The sequence below is a fragment of the Zwartia vadi genome (genome assembly GCF_030410375.1).
Taxonomy (GTDB): domain Bacteria; phylum Pseudomonadota; class Gammaproteobacteria; order Burkholderiales; family Burkholderiaceae_B; genus Zwartia; species Zwartia vadi.
On sequence record NZ_JAUHHE010000007.1, the window covers coordinates 1 to 20,997 of the forward strand.

The 20,997-nt window shown below is 47.4% G+C and carries 20 protein-coding genes; 18 read left to right on the forward strand and 2 right to left on the reverse strand.

Annotation, left to right across the window (positions count from 1 at the left end):
* The first annotated feature begins 151 nt into the window (after positions 1–151).
* The 18 genes from rfbA (at position 152) to QWY27_RS07445 (ending at position 18,624) form a co-directional block, all read left to right on the forward strand.
* A complete protein-coding gene (gene rfbA, locus QWY27_RS07360) occupies positions 152–1,045 on the forward strand; it encodes a glucose-1-phosphate thymidylyltransferase RfbA (RefSeq protein WP_290196245.1) in 894 nt (297 codons plus the stop codon).
* Between the two features lie 79 nt (positions 1,046–1,124).
* The gene (locus QWY27_RS07365; RefSeq protein WP_290196247.1) at positions 1,125–1,862 is read left to right on the forward strand and encodes an ABC transporter permease; all 738 of its coding nucleotides are present in this window, start codon (positions 1,125–1,127) and stop codon (positions 1,860–1,862) included.
* 2 nt (positions 1,863–1,864) lie between these two features.
* Positions 1,865–2,590 (forward strand): ABC transporter ATP-binding protein, encoded by a 726-nt coding sequence (locus QWY27_RS07370; RefSeq protein ID WP_290196249.1) that lies wholly within the window; start codon positions 1,865–1,867, stop codon positions 2,588–2,590.
* 12 nt (positions 2,591–2,602) lie between these two features.
* Positions 2,603–4,096, forward strand: coding sequence for a glycosyltransferase family 61 protein (locus QWY27_RS07375; RefSeq protein ID WP_290196251.1), 1,494 nt, complete (start codon positions 2,603–2,605; stop codon positions 4,094–4,096).
* On the forward strand, positions 4,093–4,842 hold the full coding sequence (locus QWY27_RS07380; RefSeq protein ID WP_290196253.1) for a class I SAM-dependent methyltransferase: 750 nt from the start codon (positions 4,093–4,095) through the stop codon (positions 4,840–4,842). Before QWY27_RS07375 ends, QWY27_RS07380 begins: the two co-directional genes overlap by 4 nt.
* Positions 4,843–4,891: 49 nt before the next feature.
* Positions 4,892–5,824: a hypothetical protein gene (locus tag QWY27_RS07385; RefSeq protein ID WP_290196255.1), complete on the forward strand. Its 933-nt coding sequence runs from the start codon at positions 4,892–4,894 to the stop codon at positions 5,822–5,824.
* Between the two features lie 15 nt (positions 5,825–5,839).
* Positions 5,840–6,910, forward strand: a complete 1,071-nt coding sequence (locus QWY27_RS07390; RefSeq protein ID WP_290196257.1) for an ATP-grasp domain-containing protein — start codon at positions 5,840–5,842, stop codon at positions 6,908–6,910.
* A gap of 33 nt (positions 6,911–6,943) precedes the next feature.
* On the forward strand, positions 6,944–8,620 hold the full coding sequence (locus QWY27_RS07395; protein WP_290196259.1) for a thiamine pyrophosphate-binding protein: 1,677 nt from the start codon (positions 6,944–6,946) through the stop codon (positions 8,618–8,620).
* Positions 8,613–9,242 (forward strand): HAD family hydrolase, encoded by a 630-nt coding sequence (locus QWY27_RS07400; protein ID WP_290196260.1) that lies wholly within the window; start codon positions 8,613–8,615, stop codon positions 9,240–9,242. Before QWY27_RS07395 ends, QWY27_RS07400 begins: the two co-directional genes overlap by 8 nt.
* A 1-nt stretch (position 9,243) precedes the next feature.
* Entirely contained in the window at positions 9,244–10,206 is a 963-nt protein-coding gene (locus QWY27_RS07405) for a GNAT family N-acetyltransferase (RefSeq protein ID WP_290196262.1), read from the forward strand.
* Positions 10,206–10,622 (forward strand): sugar 3,4-ketoisomerase, encoded by a 417-nt coding sequence (locus QWY27_RS07410; RefSeq protein ID WP_290196264.1) that lies wholly within the window; start codon positions 10,206–10,208, stop codon positions 10,620–10,622. The genes QWY27_RS07405 and QWY27_RS07410 overlap by 1 nt, the downstream gene beginning before the upstream one ends.
* Positions 10,619–11,710, forward strand: a complete 1,092-nt coding sequence (locus tag QWY27_RS07415) for a DegT/DnrJ/EryC1/StrS family aminotransferase (RefSeq protein WP_290196266.1) — start codon at positions 10,619–10,621, stop codon at positions 11,708–11,710. The genes QWY27_RS07410 and QWY27_RS07415 overlap by 4 nt, the downstream gene beginning before the upstream one ends.
* Positions 11,711–11,802: 92 nt before the next feature.
* A complete protein-coding gene (locus QWY27_RS07420) occupies positions 11,803–13,179 on the forward strand; it encodes a hypothetical protein (protein ID WP_290196267.1) in 1,377 nt (458 codons plus the stop codon).
* A 208-nt stretch (positions 13,180–13,387) separates the two neighbouring features.
* Positions 13,388–13,546 carry a hypothetical protein gene (locus QWY27_RS07425; RefSeq protein WP_290196269.1) on the forward strand — a complete coding sequence of 53 codons (159 nt, stop codon included), beginning with the start codon at positions 13,388–13,390 and terminating at the stop codon, positions 13,544–13,546.
* 80 nt (positions 13,547–13,626) lie between these two features.
* A complete protein-coding gene (locus tag QWY27_RS07430; RefSeq protein WP_290196272.1) occupies positions 13,627–14,511 on the forward strand; it encodes a glycosyltransferase family 2 protein in 885 nt (294 codons plus the stop codon).
* A gap of 1 nt (position 14,512) precedes the next feature.
* Positions 14,513–15,370 (forward strand): NAD-dependent epimerase/dehydratase family protein, encoded by an 858-nt coding sequence (locus QWY27_RS07435; protein WP_290196274.1) that lies wholly within the window; start codon positions 14,513–14,515, stop codon positions 15,368–15,370.
* Positions 15,367–16,413, forward strand: coding sequence for an MraY family glycosyltransferase (locus QWY27_RS07440; RefSeq protein ID WP_290196276.1), 1,047 nt, complete (start codon positions 15,367–15,369; stop codon positions 16,411–16,413). Before QWY27_RS07435 ends, QWY27_RS07440 begins: the two co-directional genes overlap by 4 nt.
* A gap of 342 nt (positions 16,414–16,755) precedes the next feature.
* Positions 16,756–18,624 (forward strand): polysaccharide biosynthesis protein, encoded by a 1,869-nt coding sequence (locus QWY27_RS07445; protein ID WP_290196278.1) that lies wholly within the window; start codon positions 16,756–16,758, stop codon positions 18,622–18,624.
* Positions 18,625–18,666: 42 nt separating this feature from the next.
* Here QWY27_RS07445 and QWY27_RS07450 read toward each other — a convergent pair whose 3' ends face one another.
* The gene (locus tag QWY27_RS07450) at positions 18,667–19,704 is read right to left on the reverse strand and encodes an NAD-dependent epimerase/dehydratase family protein (protein ID WP_290196280.1); all 1,038 of its coding nucleotides are present in this window, start codon (positions 19,702–19,704) and stop codon (positions 18,667–18,669) included.
* A 4-nt stretch (positions 19,705–19,708) separates the two neighbouring features.
* On the reverse strand, positions 19,709–20,986 hold the full coding sequence (gene tviB / locus QWY27_RS07455; RefSeq protein WP_435433458.1) for a Vi polysaccharide biosynthesis UDP-N-acetylglucosamine C-6 dehydrogenase TviB: 1,278 nt from the start codon (positions 20,984–20,986) through the stop codon (positions 19,709–19,711).
* Positions 20,987–20,997 lie beyond the last annotated feature (11 nt).

Genomic DNA, 20,997 nt, shown 5'->3' on the forward strand with positions numbered 1-20,997 from the left:
GCAGCATTCAACTCTCGGATATTTATCGCCAAACAATTACCTGCACCGTTGGCTTAGTCAGCAACCAAAAGAAAAGCTGGTAGCATGAACCTATCCCTTTGGTAGACGAAACACAGAGGGAACCTCACTCACAAACCCTTGAAGACAAAAAATGACTCAGCGTAAAGGCATCATCCTCGCGGGCGGATCCGGCACACGGCTCTACCCCGTTACCAAAGCAGTCTCCAAGCAACTGCTGCCGATTTACGACAAGCCGATGATCTACTACCCGCTTAGCACCCTGATGCTGGCGGGAATTCGCGACATACTTATCATTTCCACGCCGCAAGACACCCCGCGTTTTGAGCAACTGCTGGGCGACGGTAGTAACTGGGGCCTCAATCTGCAATACGCCATACAGCCCAGTCCAGATGGTTTGGCGCAAGCCTTTGTTATCGGCAAAGATTTCATCGGTAACTCCCCCAGCACTCTAGTGCTTGGGGACAACATTTTTTATGGCCACGATATCCACGCTTTACTTGGAAAAGCCATGATGCGCAATCAAGGCGCAACCGTTTTTGCCTACCACGTGCAAGATCCCGAGCGTTATGGCGTTGTGGCTTTCGATGCCCAAGGCCGCGCTACAAGCCTGGAAGAAAAACCTGCGAGCCCCAAGAGTCGTTTTGCAGTCACTGGCCTGTACTTCTACGACAACCAGGTCGTAAATCTAGCCAAATCTCTCAAACCTTCTGTGCGCGGTGAGCTTGAGATTACCGATCTCAATCGGCTTTATCTCGACCAAGGCCAGCTCGGCGTGGAAATCATGGGCCGTGGCTACGCTTGGCTGGATACTGGTACCCATGAATCTTTGCTTGATGCCAGTCAGTTCATTGCGACGCTGGAAAAGCGGCAAGGATTGAAAGTTGCATGTCCTGAGGAGATTGCTTATCGACAAGGCTGGATTGATTCGGCACAAATGACCCAGCTCGCGCAACCTTTAATAAAAAATGGTTATGGCCGCTATCTGCTAAGCGTGTTGTCTGATGTTTCACGCGGCAAAGAGTGAGAGCATTTTTAAATAACTATTTATTATTTTTTGCGAGGATATGTTGAAATATATTAATGAAATTAAACGGCACCGGTATATGCTGGAACAGCTTGTGCGTCAGCAAATCACATTAAGGTATCGCCGAACCTTTTTTGGGTATCTTTGGACGCTATTCAATCCCTTGCTAATGATGTCGGTTACCGCCGTCGTGTTTGCGGCGATATTTAAGATGGATTTGAAAACTTATGCAGTATTTTTATTTTCGGGAGTAATCGCGTTCAATCTTTTTGGTACGATTGTGACCCAATGCGGAAAATCGTTGGTTGACAATGAGCAGCTGATCAAGAAAATCTATGTGCCTAAAATTTTTTTCCCTTTGTCTGTATCGATAACGTTGTTGATTGATAGCTTATTAATGTTTATATCGCTATTTTTTATCATTCTCATTATTGGTGGAAATTATTCCATTTCTATCATCGGATTAATTCCTGCTTTTATCCTGCTTTATCTCTTCGCATTTGGCATAGGTTTGATTACCTCAGTAGTTTCTGTTTACTTCAGAGACTTATTACAAATTATCACTATACTGATGCAGGCGCTGGTTTTCCTTAGCCCGGTTTACTATAAGCCTGATAACTTAGGTGCCAAAGTGCAATGGCTGATGGAGCTCAATCCACTCACCCAGTTTATCGAGCTATTTAGAAGTCCGATTTTTAGCGCTACTTTTCCAGCAATTGGGTTTTATATTCAGACTGCCATATATGCGGCGCTATCAATTTCCGCCGGAATCTGGTTTTTTAACAAGCACGAAAATCGCATCGCGTTCAGGATGTAATTATGAAAAAGATTATAGTTGATAATGTTTCGCTTCAATTTCGGATGTACCACGATGGAGCTTCATCAATCAAAGAGTATTTTGCTAACATCTTCGGCAAGAAGAAAAAGAAGTACACCGATTTTCTCGCGTTGCAAGGAGTCTCTTTTTCGGTGAATGATGGCGAACGGTTAGGCATTGTCGGTCGTAATGGAGCTGGGAAAAGCACGCTTTTGCGCACAATTTCCCGAATTTACGAACCTACGTTGGGGCACATTGAGGCCCATGGCAGAGTGGCTCCATTGCTGGATATTGGTGCCGGGTTTCATCCAGAGTTCACTGGGCGAGAAAATATCTATTACAACGGCGCCTTTCTTGGATATCGAAAAGAGCAGCTGCGTGAGATTGAGAATGAAGTAATTGAGTTTGCTGAATTAGAAGAGTTCATCGATACTCCCGTTAAGTACTACTCAACGGGGATGTATATGAGGCTTGCTTTTTCTCTGGCAACCACAGTGCATCCGGATATTTTGATTCTTGATGAGCTGTTTGTTGGCGGAGATGCCTCGTTTGTTCAACGAGGCAAGGAGCGCATGAATAAGATGATTGATAGATCGAGTGTCATGATTCTTGTATCTCATGACCCGAACTTGTTGCGCTCGGTCTGTGACCGGTACATTTGGCTCGACCATGGCAAGATAATCGCAGATGGGGATGTTAGTGTACTTGATAAATATTGCGCCTCGTAATCGATTTACGCCATGAGTCAGCTGCACGATATTCACTATATTAGGCGATTTTATAGATCGTATCTTGCACGCTATAAATTGGCGGTATGGCTTAAAATCTTGTATCTAGATTTAAGATCATTCTTTATTTCGCTGAGGAATATTTTTATTTGGCAAGTGATCTGCGTCCGTAACGCGATGATTTGGCACAGCAGAAACTTCGCTCGCCGGAAATTAGAGTTAGCCAGTTATGGCCTCACCCAACGGCGTAACGCGGTGATTAGGCATAGCGGAAACATCTTTTTCTGGCTTGGGGGGGCAGTGGCGAATCGCCTTTACCTAGGCTGCCAGCGTTTGCTTGGTAACAATGTTAACGTTTACTTAATGACTGGATTTTCCGAATATTCTGGTGCTTCAGATACCAATCGTCAGGAATTGGTTCCCCGGCGCGAACTTCCACTAAAGATGCCAGACGTTTATCCAGAGGAGTTCAGGAAATTCTTCTATGATGGTTCATGGTCGTTAAGGGTGCCGGCAATCTACGCATTTGAGGTTTCCAAAGCGCAAGTCATGGGAAAAAGCGATTTATTGTTCCTTAAAGATCAATGCCTGCATCACGAGCTATATCGCTTTGACCAAGACCTTATGTTTGAGGAAGTGCATGACATTGTCAGCATCTTTGCTGCAAACCAAACATTGGTTCGCTTTAAAGGTCAGCAAGTTGGCTCGATCCCTTCCGGTATTTCCCTGGTGGGCAGTGCTACAGCCAATTATGTTCATTGGCTTACTGAAACGCTTCCTAAGCTCGCTCTGATTGATGGCGTCGAAGCCTATCGGGACTTGCCCTACATCATCGACGCAGAATTGCATCCAAATATTCTGATGTCATTGCACCATCTCAATTCAAATGGTCGTAACGTAATTCAGCTCGGGCGAGGCGAAATGCTTGCCGTCGAAAAGCTGGTAGCAATTTCCCCGGTAGCTTATGTCCCATTTGATTTCAAGCCAAGCATTAAGCCTAATGAGCTTGATATCAATCCTGGCTCCACTTTGTATTCGCCCGACGGGTTGCAACAGGTGCGCCAATCGATGGTGACCTTCCTAGGTGAAACTGAAGGCGCACCTAAACGGCGGCTTTTTTTACGTCGCACCGGGAAGTCGCGGCCCATGAATAACTCGATCGAAGTCGAGGTGATATTACGGGAGCATGGTTTTGAAGTTATCGAACCGGAAACGCTTAGTTTCACTGATCAGGTGCGTTTATTCAGTAGTGCTGAGTTGATCGTTAGCCAGGGTGGTGCCGCGCTTGGCAACATTATCTTCGCGCCATCTGGCTGCCATGTAATTGTGCTTACAACCTGGTCCCCGTACACAATTCACTACTACTTCGCAAACTTGGCTGCGCTCTTGGGGCAACGCTGTACTTTGATCATGTGCGAGCCTGTTCAAAGTGACCTTGGTTCGCACCGTGCGCATATGGGTGTAAATGTTTCGATATCAACATTAATAAAGGCCATCCAACAATGACAAGCAAAGTTAACTTTGACGATCTAACTTTTGAAAAATTTCGTGAGCTGGCGTTGACCGATGGGTTGAGTCATCACGAAAAAGTTGGATTCCCCAATGAATATCGAGAAGGCAAGGAGAGTGACATCTTTGCCGACATGTTACTGAAAGTGCGTTCGCTCGACCGCAATAATTTAGTCGCACTTGAAATTGGTCCAGGGTGCAGTCAACTACCAGTCATGCTGGCCGATCTGTGCGCCAATAAGCAGGGCGCAGTTCATTTCGTTGATAGCCAGGAAATGCTGCAGCAGCTTCCTGATGCGCCGCACATTCACAAATGGCCAGGTCGTTATCCTGAGACGCCTGCCTTGTTCGAGGCGTTAACCGGCAAGGTGGATTCCATAATTGCCTATAGCGTCATCCAGTATGTATTCGCGGAAGGGAACCTGTGGGACTTTATTGATCGTTGTCTTATGCTACTGAAGGATGGCGGTGAAGTTTTCATTGGGGATATCCCGAATATTACGATGCGTAAGCGTTTCTTCTCGGGTAACGAAGGGGTAAAGCTGCACAAGCAATTTATAGGTCGGGATGAGTTGCCAAATGTCCAATTCAATCAGCTGGAAACTGGACGGATAGACGATTCGGTGGTACTTGCGATCCTGGCAAGAGCTAGATCAGAGGGCTACCATGCCTGGGTAATCCCGCAAGGATCTGAATTGCCGATGGCCAATCGCCGCGAAGACATTCTGATTCGCAAGCCCTGAGTTACCGAGCACTCTGTCACCCACTCCATCATTAAATGAGCATCCAAACATGAAATGGCAGAAGAAGGGTTTTATTTGCAGCAGCGAAACATTAGACTTGCCTTGGTACAAAAAAAACACCATGGTTCCGCTGCCATATCTGAAAGATACGGAACGCTTGCGAATATTCGTCACAATGTGCGATGCGAAAAATGTAGGGCGTATTGGCTATATTGATGTCGACCCCAATAATCCTTCATCTATTATTGACTATAGCAAACAGCCGATATTAGACATTGGAGAACCTGGAAGTTTTTCTGATAATGGAGTTCTCACATCGTCTTTATTGGAGTTGGATGAAAAACTTTATCTTTACTATTCAGCCTACCAATCCTGCGAGAAAATCCCCTACCTGATTTTCTCAGGCGTAGCCATCAGCGAAGATAGAGGAAATACTTTTACTAATTTGTCGAGGGCGCCAATTCTCGACAGAGTAAATGGCGAGATTTTCGTTCGTAGCTCTCCGTCGGTACTAAAGGCGCCCGATGGTTTTAAAGTGTGGTATTCCTCTGATAGTGGGCAAGGCTGGTTCGACGGCGGGTCAAATGCTCGACCATGTTATGACATGAAGCACATCGTCACTTCGTCGCCTACTGATTGGCCTCGAGTACGAGGAACCATATCCATCGCGTTGCAAAACGAAGACGAATATGGCATTACCAAGGCCACGTTCTGGAGAGAAAATGGCCTATATAAGACAATCTATGCGATACGTTCGTTATCTAAAGGTTATCGCTTGGGTTATGCTGAATCGTTCGATGGTGTTCAGTTTGAGCGTAAAGACGACCAGATTGGAATAGATGTTTCCGATGCAGGCTGGGATAGTGAAATGATCACTTTTCCCGAGCGTTATTCATATCAGGGGCGGACATTTCTGTTTTATTGCGGAAACCACTACGGAATGGCGGGCATGGGCTATGCCGAACTAATCAAAAAAGACTAAAGTATAGAGATAAAAATGAAAATCGTGATAACAGGTGCCGGCAGTGCACAGTCCAATGCAACCATCAATTGCTTACTGATGGCCAATGACGGTGAAGAAATCATCGGCCCGGGAGCCGACCCAGTCGACCTGATGTTTTGCCACGCTCACAAGCGCTATCTGGTACCGCATGCCAAGCAGGATGGACACAAGGAAGCACTCCTGAAACTGCTTGAAATCGAAAAGCCAGACATGATCCATTTTCAGCATGACCTGGAAGTATGGAAAGCGCTGCAGTTCCGCGATGAAATCGAATCGCTCGGTGTCAAGATGTTAGTCCCAGATTTCGACACTGTAGATACCTGCGTACACAAATACAAGTCGTGGCTCAAGTTCAAGGAAGCCGGTGTTACCGTGCCGGAAAACATCGTCATCAATGACCGCAGTGACCTGCGCCGCGCCTTGAGCGAACTCGGTGATGAAAACGGTAAAGTGTGGCTACGCGCAAAATCAATAGGGAATGGTGGCAAAGGCTCCCTTCCTGTAAGCGACTATGAAGAAGCTGAAAAATGGATTGATCGCAATGACGGCTGGGGCGAGTTTGTTGCAGCAGAATTACTTACTGAACGCACTATCACCTGGCTGTCAATCTGGGTAAATGGGAAACTAATTGTTGCTCAGGGGCGTCGTCGCCATTCATGGGCATACAGTGCGATGAGTCCCTCCGGTGTAACCGGGATCACCAAAGTTTGCGAGACAGTCAGTGACCCTGTGGTGGATGACATCGCAATCAAATCCATTAAGGCAATTACGTCAGTTCCCAACGGCATTTTTGGTGTGGATATGACTTACGATCGCAATGGAATTCCGAACCCGACAGAAATCAATATATCTCGGTTTTTCACCACTATTCAATTCTTCGCCGAAGCGGGTTTGAATATGCCAAAGATCGTCAAGGATATTGTGCTGTACAACAAATTCCCCAATCTTGACAAACCACTAAATCCTCTGCCAGATGGATTGCTCTGGTTGCGTGCATTGGATGCGCTTCCGATTCTGACCACTCAACGTGAGATGGATGCTGCGTTGCTCAAGATTAAGATTTAACAGGACTTACATCCACCAATTGGGAAGAACTTTATGAATGTTGCTCAGTATGTTGCCAATTTCTTGATCGAAAAGGGAGTTAGGCACGTTTTTGGATACCAAGGAGGTGCAATCCTTAAATTGGTAGATGAGTTTGTAGCAACTGGAAAAATTGAATTTATTCAGAACTACCACGAGCAAGGATCCGCTTTTTGCGCCGATGCTTATTCGCGTGTTACGGGAAACCTCGGAGTTGCCTTGGCGACATCTGGACCTGGCGCTACTAACCTCATAACCGGGATTGTAAATGCCAATCTGGACTCGATTCCGACGCTATTTATTACAGGCCAAGACTACAAGGTAAATATAACAAACAGTAGCGGCGCTCGACAGAACGGATTCCAAGATTTAGACATTGTCAGTATCGTAAAGCCCGCCACTAAATATGCATCGTTAGTCATCGATCCCGCAAGGATCCGCTATGAACTGGAGCAGGCCTATTTCTGTGCCACGCAGGGACGACCGGGTGCCGTTCTGTTGGATATTCCGATTGATATTCAGTTCGCCGAAATCGATCCGCAGACGCTGGAAGGATTTGTTTCGCCAGCTGCTCCCACTGCTTTAGTCACTAATATCAGTGAAGTGATTCGTACTATAAAGGCTGCAAAACGGCCCCTAATCCTAGTCGGTGGCGGAATTCGTTTGGGTGGAGCACATGAGATACTTTGCGAATTTGTGCAGGCGACAAATATCCCAGTCATTTCAACTCTCAATGGTCTGGATGTGTACGAGGGGAATTATGGTTTTGCCGGTTTGTATGGTAATACTGCGGCCAACCTCGCTGCTCAGAATGCTGACTTGATGATTGTTCTCGGCGCGCGCCTAGGACAACGACAAGTTGGTAAGACGCCGGAGAGCTATACAAAGGCACGGATCATCCACGTCGACATTGATGACATAGAACTTAAGCGTGTCTTTGCAGATGAATTGGCTATCAACACGCACATAGCGACATTCTTGGCGCAAATGCTTCCCGTCTTGCGCGAAGTTGACTTGCCTGATTACTCCTCTTGGCATCAGACGATCTGCAATTGGCAAAAAAAATATCACATAAATACGTTACTCAATGATCGCGGGCTTGATCCGGTTCGAGTGGTCGAGGAAATGTTGCAGCTACTATCGACAGATGCCATTTTGACCAACGATGTTGGACAAAACCAGATGTGGGTGGCTCAGGCTTTTAACGTGAAAAAAGGGCAAAGGTTACTTAACTCAGTCGGTCTGGGTAGCATGGGCTTCTCTCTGCCAGCTGCGATAGGTGCAAAATTTGCTGCGAATGACCGTCAAGTGGTGTCGTTTATGGGGGACGGTGGTCTTCAGATCAATATTCAGGAATTGATGTTGGTTGGTATGCGCCAGTTGAGTCTTAAGTGCGTGGTGTTCAACAATAAAACTCTGGGCATGATCCGTGAAGTTCAGATTCGCTATTATAAGGCCAACTATCATGGAGCCAATCCGCAAGAGTTCGGGTGTGTCGATCTAAAAATGCTGGCGCAGACCTATGGTCTCGGTTATCGCTTGATTGAGAGTATGGAAGACATCGCTACGCTGGGCCATGTGTTTTCGGACGATCTGCCGTACATCATTGAGGTGCCGCTTGACTTGGATACCAAGCTGACGAATCGCTACGACGAAGGTCACTGTTTCGAAGCGGAGCGTATTCATGATTAGGCGTCTGTTTATCGATTTTGACGGCACACTTGTCGACTCCAGGCTGCGTCAATATGAGCTCTTTGTCGAACTAGTCGGCAAGACAACGATCAGTTTCACCGAATATTGGAGCGCCAAGCGTGCCGGGATAAATCAAAGTAACATGCTCGCAAAATATGCCATTTGCACGCAAGATCAGACGCTTGCCTTTAAAGGCAAATGGATGGAAGCGATAGAGGATCCACAACGCTTGCAAACGGATGTCTTGATTGCAGGTGTGACAGCGTTTCTTGGTGAAGCTGCAAAGCACTTCCAACTCTATTTGGTGACGGGGCGACAGCACCGTGAGCGGCTGATCGATCAGATGCAGCAACTGTGCATCGAGAGCTATTTCACTAGCATACTTAATACGGCACAACGCATACCTAAAGCACATCTTGTACAAGCTAATGTCGAGGTAGGTGCTGGTGACGTATTCATTGGTGATAGCGGAGAGGACATCTTGGCTGGAAAGGAACTCGGCATATTCACCGTTGGAGTAACCTCTGGCGCAAGTGTCGACGAAAGGCTTGAGAAATATGCGCCAAATTTAATTGTAGGTTCTGTCGCAGAGCTGGTGCCTCATACCTTGGGATTGAGTTGATATGTCGCTTAGCGTTCGACCTTATCTAGAAGAAAATTCGCAAGAGTGGGACGATTTTTGTACCCGAGCAGACCAGGCGACGTTTTTGCATACACGCCGCTTTTTGAGTTACCACGGCAAACGCTTTGTTGATCGCTCACTGCTTATTGAAGAAGATGGACGTCTTCTCGGTCTGTTCCCGGCTGCAGAGCATCCGAAGCAGCACGATCATATCGTCAGTCATCCTGGTATCACTTATGGTGGAGTGCTACATGCTGGCTTTCTCCGTGGCACTCGCATGATTGATGCAATGGTTGCCATTAGTCGGCACTTCAGTAAGCTAAAGTATCAACAGTTAGTTTACAAGGCAGTTCCAACATTTTATCAGCGTCGTCCGGCCCAGGATGACTTGTATGCTTTGTTTCGCTTGGGCGCATTGCGTACGCGCTGTGATCTGAGCAGCACGATTGATCTGGGCAATCGTGCTGCATTGAGCGAACGCCGCCGTCGCAGCCTCAAGAAAGCGCTAAAGGCTGGCGTGACCATGACCTCAGGAGTCGAATGTCTGGCTGCAATATGGGAGGTGCTTACAGAAAACCTTGCCCGCAAGCACGGTGTTACACCGGTGCATACTCTGACTGAAATTACTTTTTTGATGGAGCAATTTCCAGATAATATCGGCTGTTATTGTTGTATGTTGGATGGTGATGTTATAGCCGGCGCGATCGTGTTCAGCACTCCTATGGCCGACCATGCTCAATACATTGCGTCGAGTGAAAAAGGCCACGAAGTCTCGGCACTAGATGCTGTTTTTGAGCATTGCATTACGAAGTCAAGCCAGACAGGCAAACGCTGGTTTGACTTCGGTATCAGTACAGAGGCGAGTGGCAAAAAGCTTAACGACAGTCTTTATAGATTCAAAACGGAATTTGGTTCCGGTGGTTTTGTACACGAATTCTATGAAATAAAGCTGGAGAATTTTTAATGTCTATTCATGACAGCAGATTAATTGAGCTTCCCAAAATCCACGATCAACGAGGTAACTTGACGTTTATCGAGAACTCTCGGCATATCCCATTTGATATTAAGAGGGTTTATTACTTATACGATGTACCTGGAGGAGCGGCACGTGCTGCACACGGTCACAAAGCTTTGCATCAACTAATGATCGCAATGTCTGGAAGCTTCGATGTCATCCTGGACGATGGTGCTGAAAAGAAAAAGTATCACCTCAATCGCTCGTATTATGGTGTCTATATCCCTCCCATGGTGTGGCGAGATCTAGATAACTTTTCGTCGGGTGCCGTTTGTATGGTTTTGGCGTCGGACTATTTTGAAGAATCAGATTACTATCGCAATTACGATGATTTCGTTAAAGCCGTCGGAGTTAGAGCCAAATGAAAGTCCCGTTTCTTGACCTGAGTCATTCTCACCTTGAAGTAGGGACCGAACTGAACGATGCCTTCAAGAGGGTCTTGGGGTCAGGCTCCTTCATCATGGGTAGTGAGCTTGAATGTTTTGAATCCGAGTTCGCTCAGTACTGTGAAGTACCTTACTGCATCGGCGTAGGAAATGGTTTAGATGCACTACACCTGACTTTGCGGGCGTATGGTGTGGGCCCGGGCTGTGAGGTGATCGTTCCAGCAAACACATTCATAGCTACTTGGCTAGCAGTAACCCAGACGGGGGCGACTCCAGTTCCTGTGGAGCCAATTATTGGCACACATAATATCGATCCACAGCGGTTAGAAGCAGCAATTTCCAAGAGTACGAGCGCAATCATCCCGGTTCATCTATATGGGCAACCCGCTGACATGGATTCAATCAACGAAATCGCTAAAAAAAATGGTTTGGTGGTAATCGAAGATGCGGCGCAGGCTCAGGGAGCTCGATACAAGGGAAAGCGTGTGGGCTCGCTTGGGCACGCAGCAGCAACGAGTTTTTATCCAGGAAAAAATTTGGGTTGCTTGGGTGATGGCGGTGCGGTCCTAACGTCCGACCCTGCCATCGCTCATAAAGTGCGCCAGCTTCGAAATTATGGCTCAAGCATTAAGTACCACCACGAAGTTTTGGGCTACAACTCTCGGCTTGATGAACTTCAGGCTGCAATGCTGAGGGTAAAGCTGAAGCGACTGGACGATTGGAATGAGGCCCGTCGCTCGATAGCGCAGTCTTATTCGGAGAGGCTTCGAAACTTAGACTTAATACTTCCAGAGGTTCCCGACTTCACAGAACCTGTCTGGCACCTTTACGTCGTTCGCACAATTCAGAGAGCCCAGAAACAAGCGTTTCTTTCGAGCAAAGGAATTGGAACTATCGTGCATTATCCCATCCCCCCGCATCGTCAGCTTTGTTACGCCGATCAAAAATGGGGTGATCTGCCGATCAGTGAGATGCTCGCCAATGAGGTGCTCAGCCTCCCTGTTTATCCGGGCATGAATGAAGAAGCAGTGGACTCCGTTGTGCACGCACTGAATACTTTAACCTAATCACGGAGAACGTTATTCTTCCTCCAGCGATTGACAGCTTGCAGTGCGCCGACCAAGACGCAGGTCGGTGTCTGGAGCAGATAGAAGTGTTCGTGGATTATCTGCTGTGCGAACCTTTGACTGTCGGACGTGTCTTCGGTTCGCACGAGCTTGATGATTTGTGCCAGCGAATAGGGCGCCGGAACCTCGACGCTCTAGGAATTGATGCGCCGTCCCAAGCCACTTCTGATGTAGCAGTTTATATCGCCAGCAAGCTACAGTCGTCAGGTGGACACACAGCTGCATTGCTGGATGTGATACGACTGTCTCCAAAACGCCGGTCAATTATTATAATCACTGGTGTCTGCGGAGAGTCAGATTACATGGCTGTACATCGACGTCTTAGCAAAGCTCCGAATGTCGAATTGGTCAATGTGCCACCAGGTGGACATTTGCAGAGGCTGTCCTGGATTCAAACATTTTTGCATGAGCAAGCTCCTTCGATTGTTTGGCTATTTAACCATCATCAGGATAGTGTAGCTGTTGCAGCAGTCCAGCCCGATCGTGGATACGACCTCAATTTTTATCATCATGGGGATGACAGGTTATGTTTAGGCGTTTGCCTGAGCTTTGGTACTCATTTTGATATTTCTCCCGTCCTTTTCCATAAGTGTAGAAATGAGGTTGGGGTGAAAGGTAATAAGTACTTGCCACTTACCGCTAACGATTTGCTTAGTGGCAGCCTAAAAAATAAACATGCATCTGCAGGTCTGGTGACCTGCACTGCTGCTGGTTTCAATAAGGTTGAGGTAAGCTACTTTATCCAGTATGTAGACGTTATACCGCGTCTTTTGCATGTTACTGGCGGGTACCATATACACATAGGTCGCCTCTCGAAATTCGCGCGCTGGCGCATACTTAGGCAGATGAAGCACCTTGGAGTGCCCAGAGAGTCGTTCGTATACATACCTTTCGTAGACAGTGTTTGGCAGGCATTACATGAATATAAAGTTGATCTTTATATCGCGTCTTTTCCGTATGGTGGCGGAAAGACAATGGTCGAGGTTATGGGTGCCAGCGTACCTATAATAATCCACAGAAACGTTGCAGACAGGATGATAGGTGGACTAGACATGGTTTATGACGGTGCATGTAGTTGGAGGGAACCTAAAGAGCTTTATCAACTTTTAGAAGTTTGTAACCGAGATTTTCTTCGCGAACAAGGTACGTTGGCGCGTGATTGGTATGAAAAGTACCACTCAGCTCATGTAATAAGCAAGATTCTGACGAATCCGAACTTTTCAATCGAGGTTCCGCAGCTTAAACCTGGTTACGCAACAGATGCACTATTGCATGCTTGGCAGATTGCCAGGGAGGTCACATTCCTCGGTGTAATTAAACGTCAACTTTGGAGGTATTATCGTAGATTCAAATCTATTTTGGGTCGCCATTCGTTTGCGGATTTTTTAAAAGGCAGTGACGATGTTTAAATCAAAAGGCCACGGATCTTCCGAGGACTCTTTTTGTTACGTGGAGGATTTAGATCTGGGTTTCCGTTCGCGGCTAGCGGGACACCATTGCTTTATTTTCCGCAATCCGTCGTGCATCATGTCGGCCCAGGCGCAACCGGTGGGTTACCTACATTAATTTCTCCACATATCAAAGGCATCGAATCTGGTGTGGATGTTAGTGAAAAACATGCCCGGCCTTTTGTTTTGGCTGTTGCTGCCCTTGCTTGTGATGCTGAATCTGGTGAGCATCGTCAGGTTTGCGTTTCGCGGTCAGGGCGGGGTAGTTTTGCGAGTCAAGCGCGATGCCACGTTGGGTTTGCCGACGATGTGGCGTAAACGACAATAGATCTAAAAAAGCCGCATTGCCTCAATTAGCGATATTTGGCGCGTGCTAAACAAAAATTTGATTCTAAAAATTAGAAAATCATGAGTCACACCCTTTCCACCATCATCGTCAATTACAACGCTGGTTCACTATTGCGCAAGTGTGTCGATTCCTTGCTGGCCTGCCCGCTGGATATCGAGATCATCGTTGTCGATAACGCGTCAAGCGACGCAAGCTTGGATGGGCTTAAAGATTTGTTACAAGTCCGCGTCATCCGCAACCTCGCCAATGTGGGCTTTGCCGCGGCGTGCAATATCGGAGTGCAGTCTTCTTCTGCGCCCTATGTACTGTTTCTGAATCCCGATTGTTTTTTTCAGCCCGACGCCATCGACCCACTGTTGACCAGCTTGCAGTCTAGCGACCGCGTGGGCATGGTGGGTGCACTGCTGGTAAATGAGGATGGCACAGAGCAGGAGGGCGGACGACGGGCCATGCCGACGCTGTGGCGATCTTTTGTGCGAGCCTTTGGGTTGCAACGGTATGCTGATCGCTGGCCAAAGCTGTTTTACGATTTTCATCTGCATAAGCAGCCCTTACCTGACCATCCTATCGAGGTAGAGGCTATCTCTGGTGCGTGTATGTTGGTTAAATGTACCGCGATAGATGAAGTAGGCCTCTGGGACGAGGGATATTTTTTACACTGTGAGGATTTGGACTGGTGTATGCGGTTTCGGCAAAAGGGTTGGAAAATACTGTTTGTGCCTGCCGCACGCATTAGTCATGCATTAGGTGCTTGCAGTAAATCTCGCAAAGTGTTCGTCGAGTGGCACAAACATAAAGGGATGGTTCGTTTTTACCGCAAATTTTTTAGTGAGCAATATCCTGCTGTTTTGATGTGGTTGGTCACCGCGGGTGTATGGTTGCGATTTGGTTTGGTGACTGCTTATATAAATATACGTCGCATATTCTCTCGGGGTGACGCTTGACATGAGTGAGCAAAGAGTCGGAGTGCTTGGCGCAAGTAGTATGGTTGGCGAGTGCCTGCTGAGTCAGTTAAGCAACAGTGGATGTCATGTCACGGCTTTTTCCAGGCGTGTAATTGCGAACTCCTCGAATGTAGATTGGCAACTCCTGCCTGTTATTGAAACTAGTTTTCAAATCAGAGATTGGATTTGTGTAGCCCCAATCTGGGTATTGCCTGAATATTTCGATATGTTCGAGGCATATGGTGCACGGCGTGTGGTGGCAGTTTCTTCTACCAGCCGTTTTACAAAAGTTAACTCTGGCGATGTGGCTGAGCATGAGACGGTAGCGAAGCTCGTTAGTGGCGAGGAACAGCTTCAGGCGTGGGCACAAAGCCGAGGTATTGAATGGACTGTTTTACGACCTACCCTGATTTATGGTTTAGGACGCGATAAAAATATTAGCGAAATTGTTCGGGTGATCCGGCGGTTTGGTTGCTTCCCTTTATTTGGTCAAGCAAAGGGATTAAGACAACCTATTCATGCGACAGATGTTGCTGCGGCATGTCTGGCAGCGCTTAATTCTCCCTTGTCATCAAACCGGTCATACAATATTTCTGGTGGTGAGACGTTGACGTATCGCGACATGGTAGAACGCGTGTTTGATGCACTGGATCGTCGCCCGCGTGTATTAAGTGTGCCACTGTGGGCTTTTCGTTTTGCATTGGCCGTATTTCGTTATTTGCCCCGCTATCGGCATTGGTCTGCTGCGATGGCAGAGCGGATGAATCAGGATTTGATTTTTGACCAAACAGACACTTTGCGCGACTTGGGTTTAACTCCACGGGTATTTAAATTAATGCCTGAGGACTTACCGAAATGATGGCGCAGGCAGTGTTAATGGTTCTCAGTGGTTTCTTGGCTTGGTACGTGGCTCGCTGGGTCAATCGCAATGCTGAAAGGCTTCACCTCGTGCAGGCACCGAATCATCGCTCGTCTCATATTCGTCCCACGCCTTCTGGCGGCGGTTTGGGGATCTTAGTCGCAGCTAGTTTGGCTGGCTTTGCTTGGGTAATGATATCGGACTGGTGGGTAGGTTTATTTGCACTCGGTTTGGCTTTAATACTGTCGATTGCCGGTTTATGTGACGATGTTCGACCTTTATCTGCACGTTTGCGTTTCAGCGTTCAGTTGGGTGTTTGTATCGCGATGTTGCTTGTGATCGGAGATTTTCCTAGCATTTCATTGTTTCCTGTGATCAATGTTGAGCTCAGAGGTTGGTTCCTTTTGAGTTTATTAACGCTTGTCGGCGTGTGGTGGATAAATCTGTTTAATTTTATGGATGGCATTGACGGTCTAGCAGCATCCCAAGCCATATGTATGCTGCTAGCTGCGGCTGCTTTGAGCTTATACACTTACCCAGAATCATTGTTAACCCCAGTTTGGGGTTTTATTTTGTGCGTGGCAGCGGCAACCTGTGGTTTTCTATTACTCAATTGGGCACCAGCTAAAATATTTATGGGGGATGCAGGGAGTACCTGGCTAGCATTTATGGTTTTTGTTTTGGCCTTGTTGTCCGTTCAGGCAGGCTGGTTGAACTATGCCTGTTGGTTGGTCCTTGCGGCAGTGTTTGTGACAGACGCTACCATGACATTGGTCACACGTATGCTACGTGGGGAGCGTTGGCATGAGGCGCATCGCAGCCATGCCTATCAGCGCTTGTCGCGCAAATGGACGCTTGACACAAAGTCTGGGCATCGATCTGTGACATTGTTGGTCATAGGGGTAAATATGCTGTGGCTGCTTCCCTTGGCTGCGGCAACCTTAGCGTTATCTTCATATAATTGGTTATGGATAACGCTGGCGTATACACCACTCATAATATCTACATGGCGTTTAGGCGCAGGAAAACCAGATAATGCCTAAGTTGATATCAAGTAACCAGGCTAAAAAACTGGTGGACTTGGCCTGACCGGCGGAGTCTTCAGCTAACGCGGAATACTATTCTGTTATGCGCAGAAATTAAGATCATTAGTTAAATATATGTAATGCAAGATATTTATATAGATAAGACAATAAGTAGACTTAAGATATTGACAATCATCTAAAGAATCACAGATCTCAGCCTATATATGCTTTCATGTTTTGACTAGCTTCTTAACTCGCTGCTTTACTCGTTTAGCCGAATCCACATTGTCTCTGTCGCGACCCATCAAACGTGGGGTTGTGCTTGGTGTCGATGCGTCGCTTTGCGTCCTAACAGTATGGATGGCATTTTATTTACGATTAGACGTTTTTGTTCCGATTTCTGGCGCCATTCTCTGGCCGATGCTGGGGGCAGTTGTAGTTGCCCTACCTATTTTTATTACCTCGGGTCTGTACAGAGCTATCTTTCGTTACAGCGGCCTACCTGCCATGGTGGCAGTGGTGCGCGCAATGCTCTTATATGGCGTTGTTTTTGCCGCTGTTTTTACTTTTTACGGTGTTCCGGGAGTGCCTCGCACAGTAGGTCTAATTCAGCCTTTGCTATTGCTAATTTTTGTAGGCGCCTCTAGGGCGCTAGCTCGCATTTGGCTTGGTAGTCTCTATCACCAGAAAATCCAAAAAATGTCCTTGCCACAGGTGATCATTTATGGCGCCGGCGGTGCGGGGCGCCAGTTGGCCTCGGCAATGGCCAATAGCTTTGAAATGCGCGTGGTCGGCTTTTTAGACGATGACGATAGGCTACACGGCAATGTCCTCAATGGCCTGCCAATTTATAATCCCGCTGATTTGTCAGAAGTGTTGGCGAACGTGCCCGTCACAGATGTATTGCTGGCGCTTCCGTCCATTTCTCGGCGGCGGCGCAACGATATTTTAGAGGAGCTTAGTCGTCACAAATTAGCGGTGCGTACTTTACCTGTGTTGAGCGATATCGCAACGGGTAAAGTCAGTGTGTCAGACTTGCGCGAGCTCGATATCGACGATCTCCTAGGGCGTGAGCCAGTGCAGCCCAATCACCTCTTGATGATAAAGAACCTGCAAGATAAGGTTGTGCTGGTGACAGGGGCAGGTGGCTCGATTGGCAGTGAGTTATGCCGGCAAATTTTAAAAGTTGGCCCAGCGAAGTTATTACTTATTGAGCAAAGTGAGTTTGCCCTCTATGCAATTCACCAAGAGTTAGGGGAGAAGGCTGCAGCGCTTAGTGCTGTAACAAGTGCAGAAACGACCGTTTCTGGCGCAACTGTTTTAGTTCCGCTTTTAGCTTCAACGCAAGACGAAGTGCGCATGCGTGACATTATGTCAACATGGCGACCAGACACTGTTTATCATTCAGCCGCTTACAAGCATGTGCCCTTAGTCGAGCACAACCCTGCTGAAGGGATAAAGAATAATGTGTTTGGTACCTTGCGGACTGCGCAGGCTGCGGCAGAAATGGGAGTGACTGATTTTGTACTGATCAGTACCGATAAAGCAGTACGTCCCACTAATATGATGGGGGCCAGTAAACGGCTAGCGGAAATGGCCCTGCAGGCGTTGGCTGCAAAAGGCGCTGTGACTCAATCGACCACTAAGTTCTCGATTGTGCGCTTTGGTAATGTGCTGGGTTCTTCGGGATCGGTTGTGCCAAGGTTTCGTCAGCAGATACGTGATGGCGGCCCAGTGACCTTGACCCATGCCGATATCACCCGCTATTTCATGACGATTCCAGAGGCCGCACAACTAGTGATTCAAGCAGGCGCGATGGCTAAAGGTGGGGACGTGTTCGTACTGGATATGGGCGAGCCGGTAAAAATTATTGATCTCGCAAAGCGCTTGATTGAGCTTTCAGGGCTCACCTTGAGAAATGAGCAAAAGCCAGATGGTGATATAGCCATTGAGACGGTCGGATTGCGTCCAGGAGAAAAGCTCTACGAGGAACTTTTGATTGGAGAAAATCCCGAGTCGACATCTCACCCTAGGATTATTAAGGCTCGTGAGGATTTCTTGTCTTGGGCTGAGCTAGAACCAAAGTTAGAAGCACTCAACTTGGCGCTAAGGACTGATGATGTTGGGGCGATGCGTTCGATGATGGAACAACTGGTGAGAGGTTACGCGCCAGGGAGTGAGATTATCGATTGGGTGTTCATGGAAAACAGATCGAAGCAGATCGTTTGAAGTATTGCTGAGATGGATAGTATTGATACTACTAATTTTTAGTTAGTGCTTAGCTAAATATTGAATATACCAAGACATCGCCTCTGCAAGTCCTTTTTCTATCCGATAAGTCGGTTGATAGCCCAATAGTTTTTTAGCTTTACTGATATCGGCCAGAGAATGGCGTACGTCTCCTGATCTAAACTCTCTGTAGACCGGTGACGTGATTTTTAGACCTGGTATCTGGTCTAACAAATTCTTCTTGATGTATTGGTGAAGCTGATTGAGTGTTGTACGGTCGCCAACAGCAACGTTATAGATTTGATTGATGGCTTGTGTGTCAACGGCCGTTGCGGCGAGAAGATTGGCCTGAATGACATTTTGAACATAGCAAAAGTCTCTGCTTGTTTCTCCGTCACCATTGATAAAGACTTGCTTTTCTTTGAGCATGGCGGCAATCCATTTTGGGATGACGGCCGCATATGCGCCATTTGGGTCTTGTCGCTTGCCAAACACATTAAAGTAACGCAGACCAATCGAACTCAAACCATAAGCACGGGCAAATACATCGGCATAGAGTTCATTGACGTATTTGGTGACGGCATAGGGTGAGAGGGGCTTGCCGATTGCATCCTCTACTTTGGGTAATCCTGGATGGTCACCATAGGTCGAGCTCGAGGCTGCATAGATAAAGCTTTTGACCTTGGCATCACGGGCAGCGACGAGCATATTTAGAAAACCGTCAATGTTGGCGCTGTTTGTTGTGATGGGGTCTTCGAGCGAGCGAGGCACGGATCCCAAGGCGGCTTGGTGCAAAACAAAATCAACTCCTTTACAGGCGGTTCGGCATGCGTCGAGAGCGCGAATATCACCTTCGATAAACATAAAGTGAGACCATTGCGCGGCAGACACTGCATTTTTGACTTCATCAAGATTGCGGGTGTGGCCAGTGGCGAAATTATCTAAACCTACCACTTTTTGATTGAGGGTTAGGAGAGTTTCGAGCAGGTTGCTGCCAATAAAGCCTGCGGCACCTGTGATGAGCCAGGTTTTGGGAGCTTGCACAAGCTCTTGTTTGAGTGTTTTATAAGTGCTGGTCATCTATCTATAGCCTCATATCTGATTCTTGTGCGCTGAGGACGTACTTGAGGTCATACAAGATGTGCTCTTTCTTGCCGAACACTCGGATCTTATCCGCACCGAGCTGTTTGAATTGTTGATGCCCCACGGCGATGATGATGGCATCGTAAGCATCAGCGCCTGGTTGTTTTATTGGCGTGATCCCATATTCTTTTTCAGCTTCAGCAGGATCAATCCACGGATCGGTCACATCAACGTCGATATTGTATTCTAGAAGCTCACGAATAATATCGATCACCTTGGTATTGCGCAGATCAGGACAGTTTTCTTTAAAGGTCAGACCCAAAATAAGTACGCGCGCACCGTCCACCTGAATATGGCGCTGGGTCATAGCTTTTAATAGCTGTGACGCAACGTACGCGCCCATACTGTCATTGAGTCTGCGTCCTGCAAGAATGACTTCGGGGTGATAGCCAATGGACTGCGCCTTGTGTGTCAGGTAATAGGGGTCCACGCCAATGCAGTGTCCACCCACGAGTCCCGGTCGAAAAGGTAAAAAGTTCCATTTAGTCCCTGCAGCGTTGAGTACCGCCTCAGTATCAATCCCCATCTTATTAAAGATAATGGCAAGTTCATTAATCAGTGCAATATTGACATCGCGCTGGGTGTTTTCGATGACTTTGGCGGCTTCAGCGACCTTGATGCTCGCTGCTTTAAAGGTACCTGCTGTGATGATTTCCCCATAGAGTGCATTGACGATGTCAGCAGTCTCTGGCGTCGACCCAGAGGTCACTTTCATAATCGTGGTGACGCGATGTCCTTTGTCGCCGGGATTGATGCGCTCGGGGCTATAGCCTAAGTAAAAGCTTTCATTGAGTTTGAGGCCGGAGAGTTTCTCGAGAATGGGGGCACAGTCTTCTTCAGTGGCGCCTGGATAAACCGTCGACTCGTAGATCACGATATCGCCAGGTTTGAGTACCTTGCCGATGGTTTCTGAAGCCTTGATGAGCGGCGTGAGATCTGGTTTGTTGTACTGATCAACTGGCGTGGGTACGGTCACAATAAAGGTATTGCAAGCCCGTAACTGTTCAGGATCGGCGGTAAATGTCAGTAATTGAGCCTCTTGCAGCTCTTCGGGGGAGACCTCTAGCGTATGGTCGCGACCGGACTGCAACTCAGTGACGCGGTCTTTGTTGATATCGAAAGCAGTGACAGGGCGCTTTTTTCCGAACTCGACAGCGAGAGGCAAACCAACATAGCCTAGACCGAGGATGGCGAGTTTTATTTTTTCTGGAGTCAGCATTTCTGCATTGT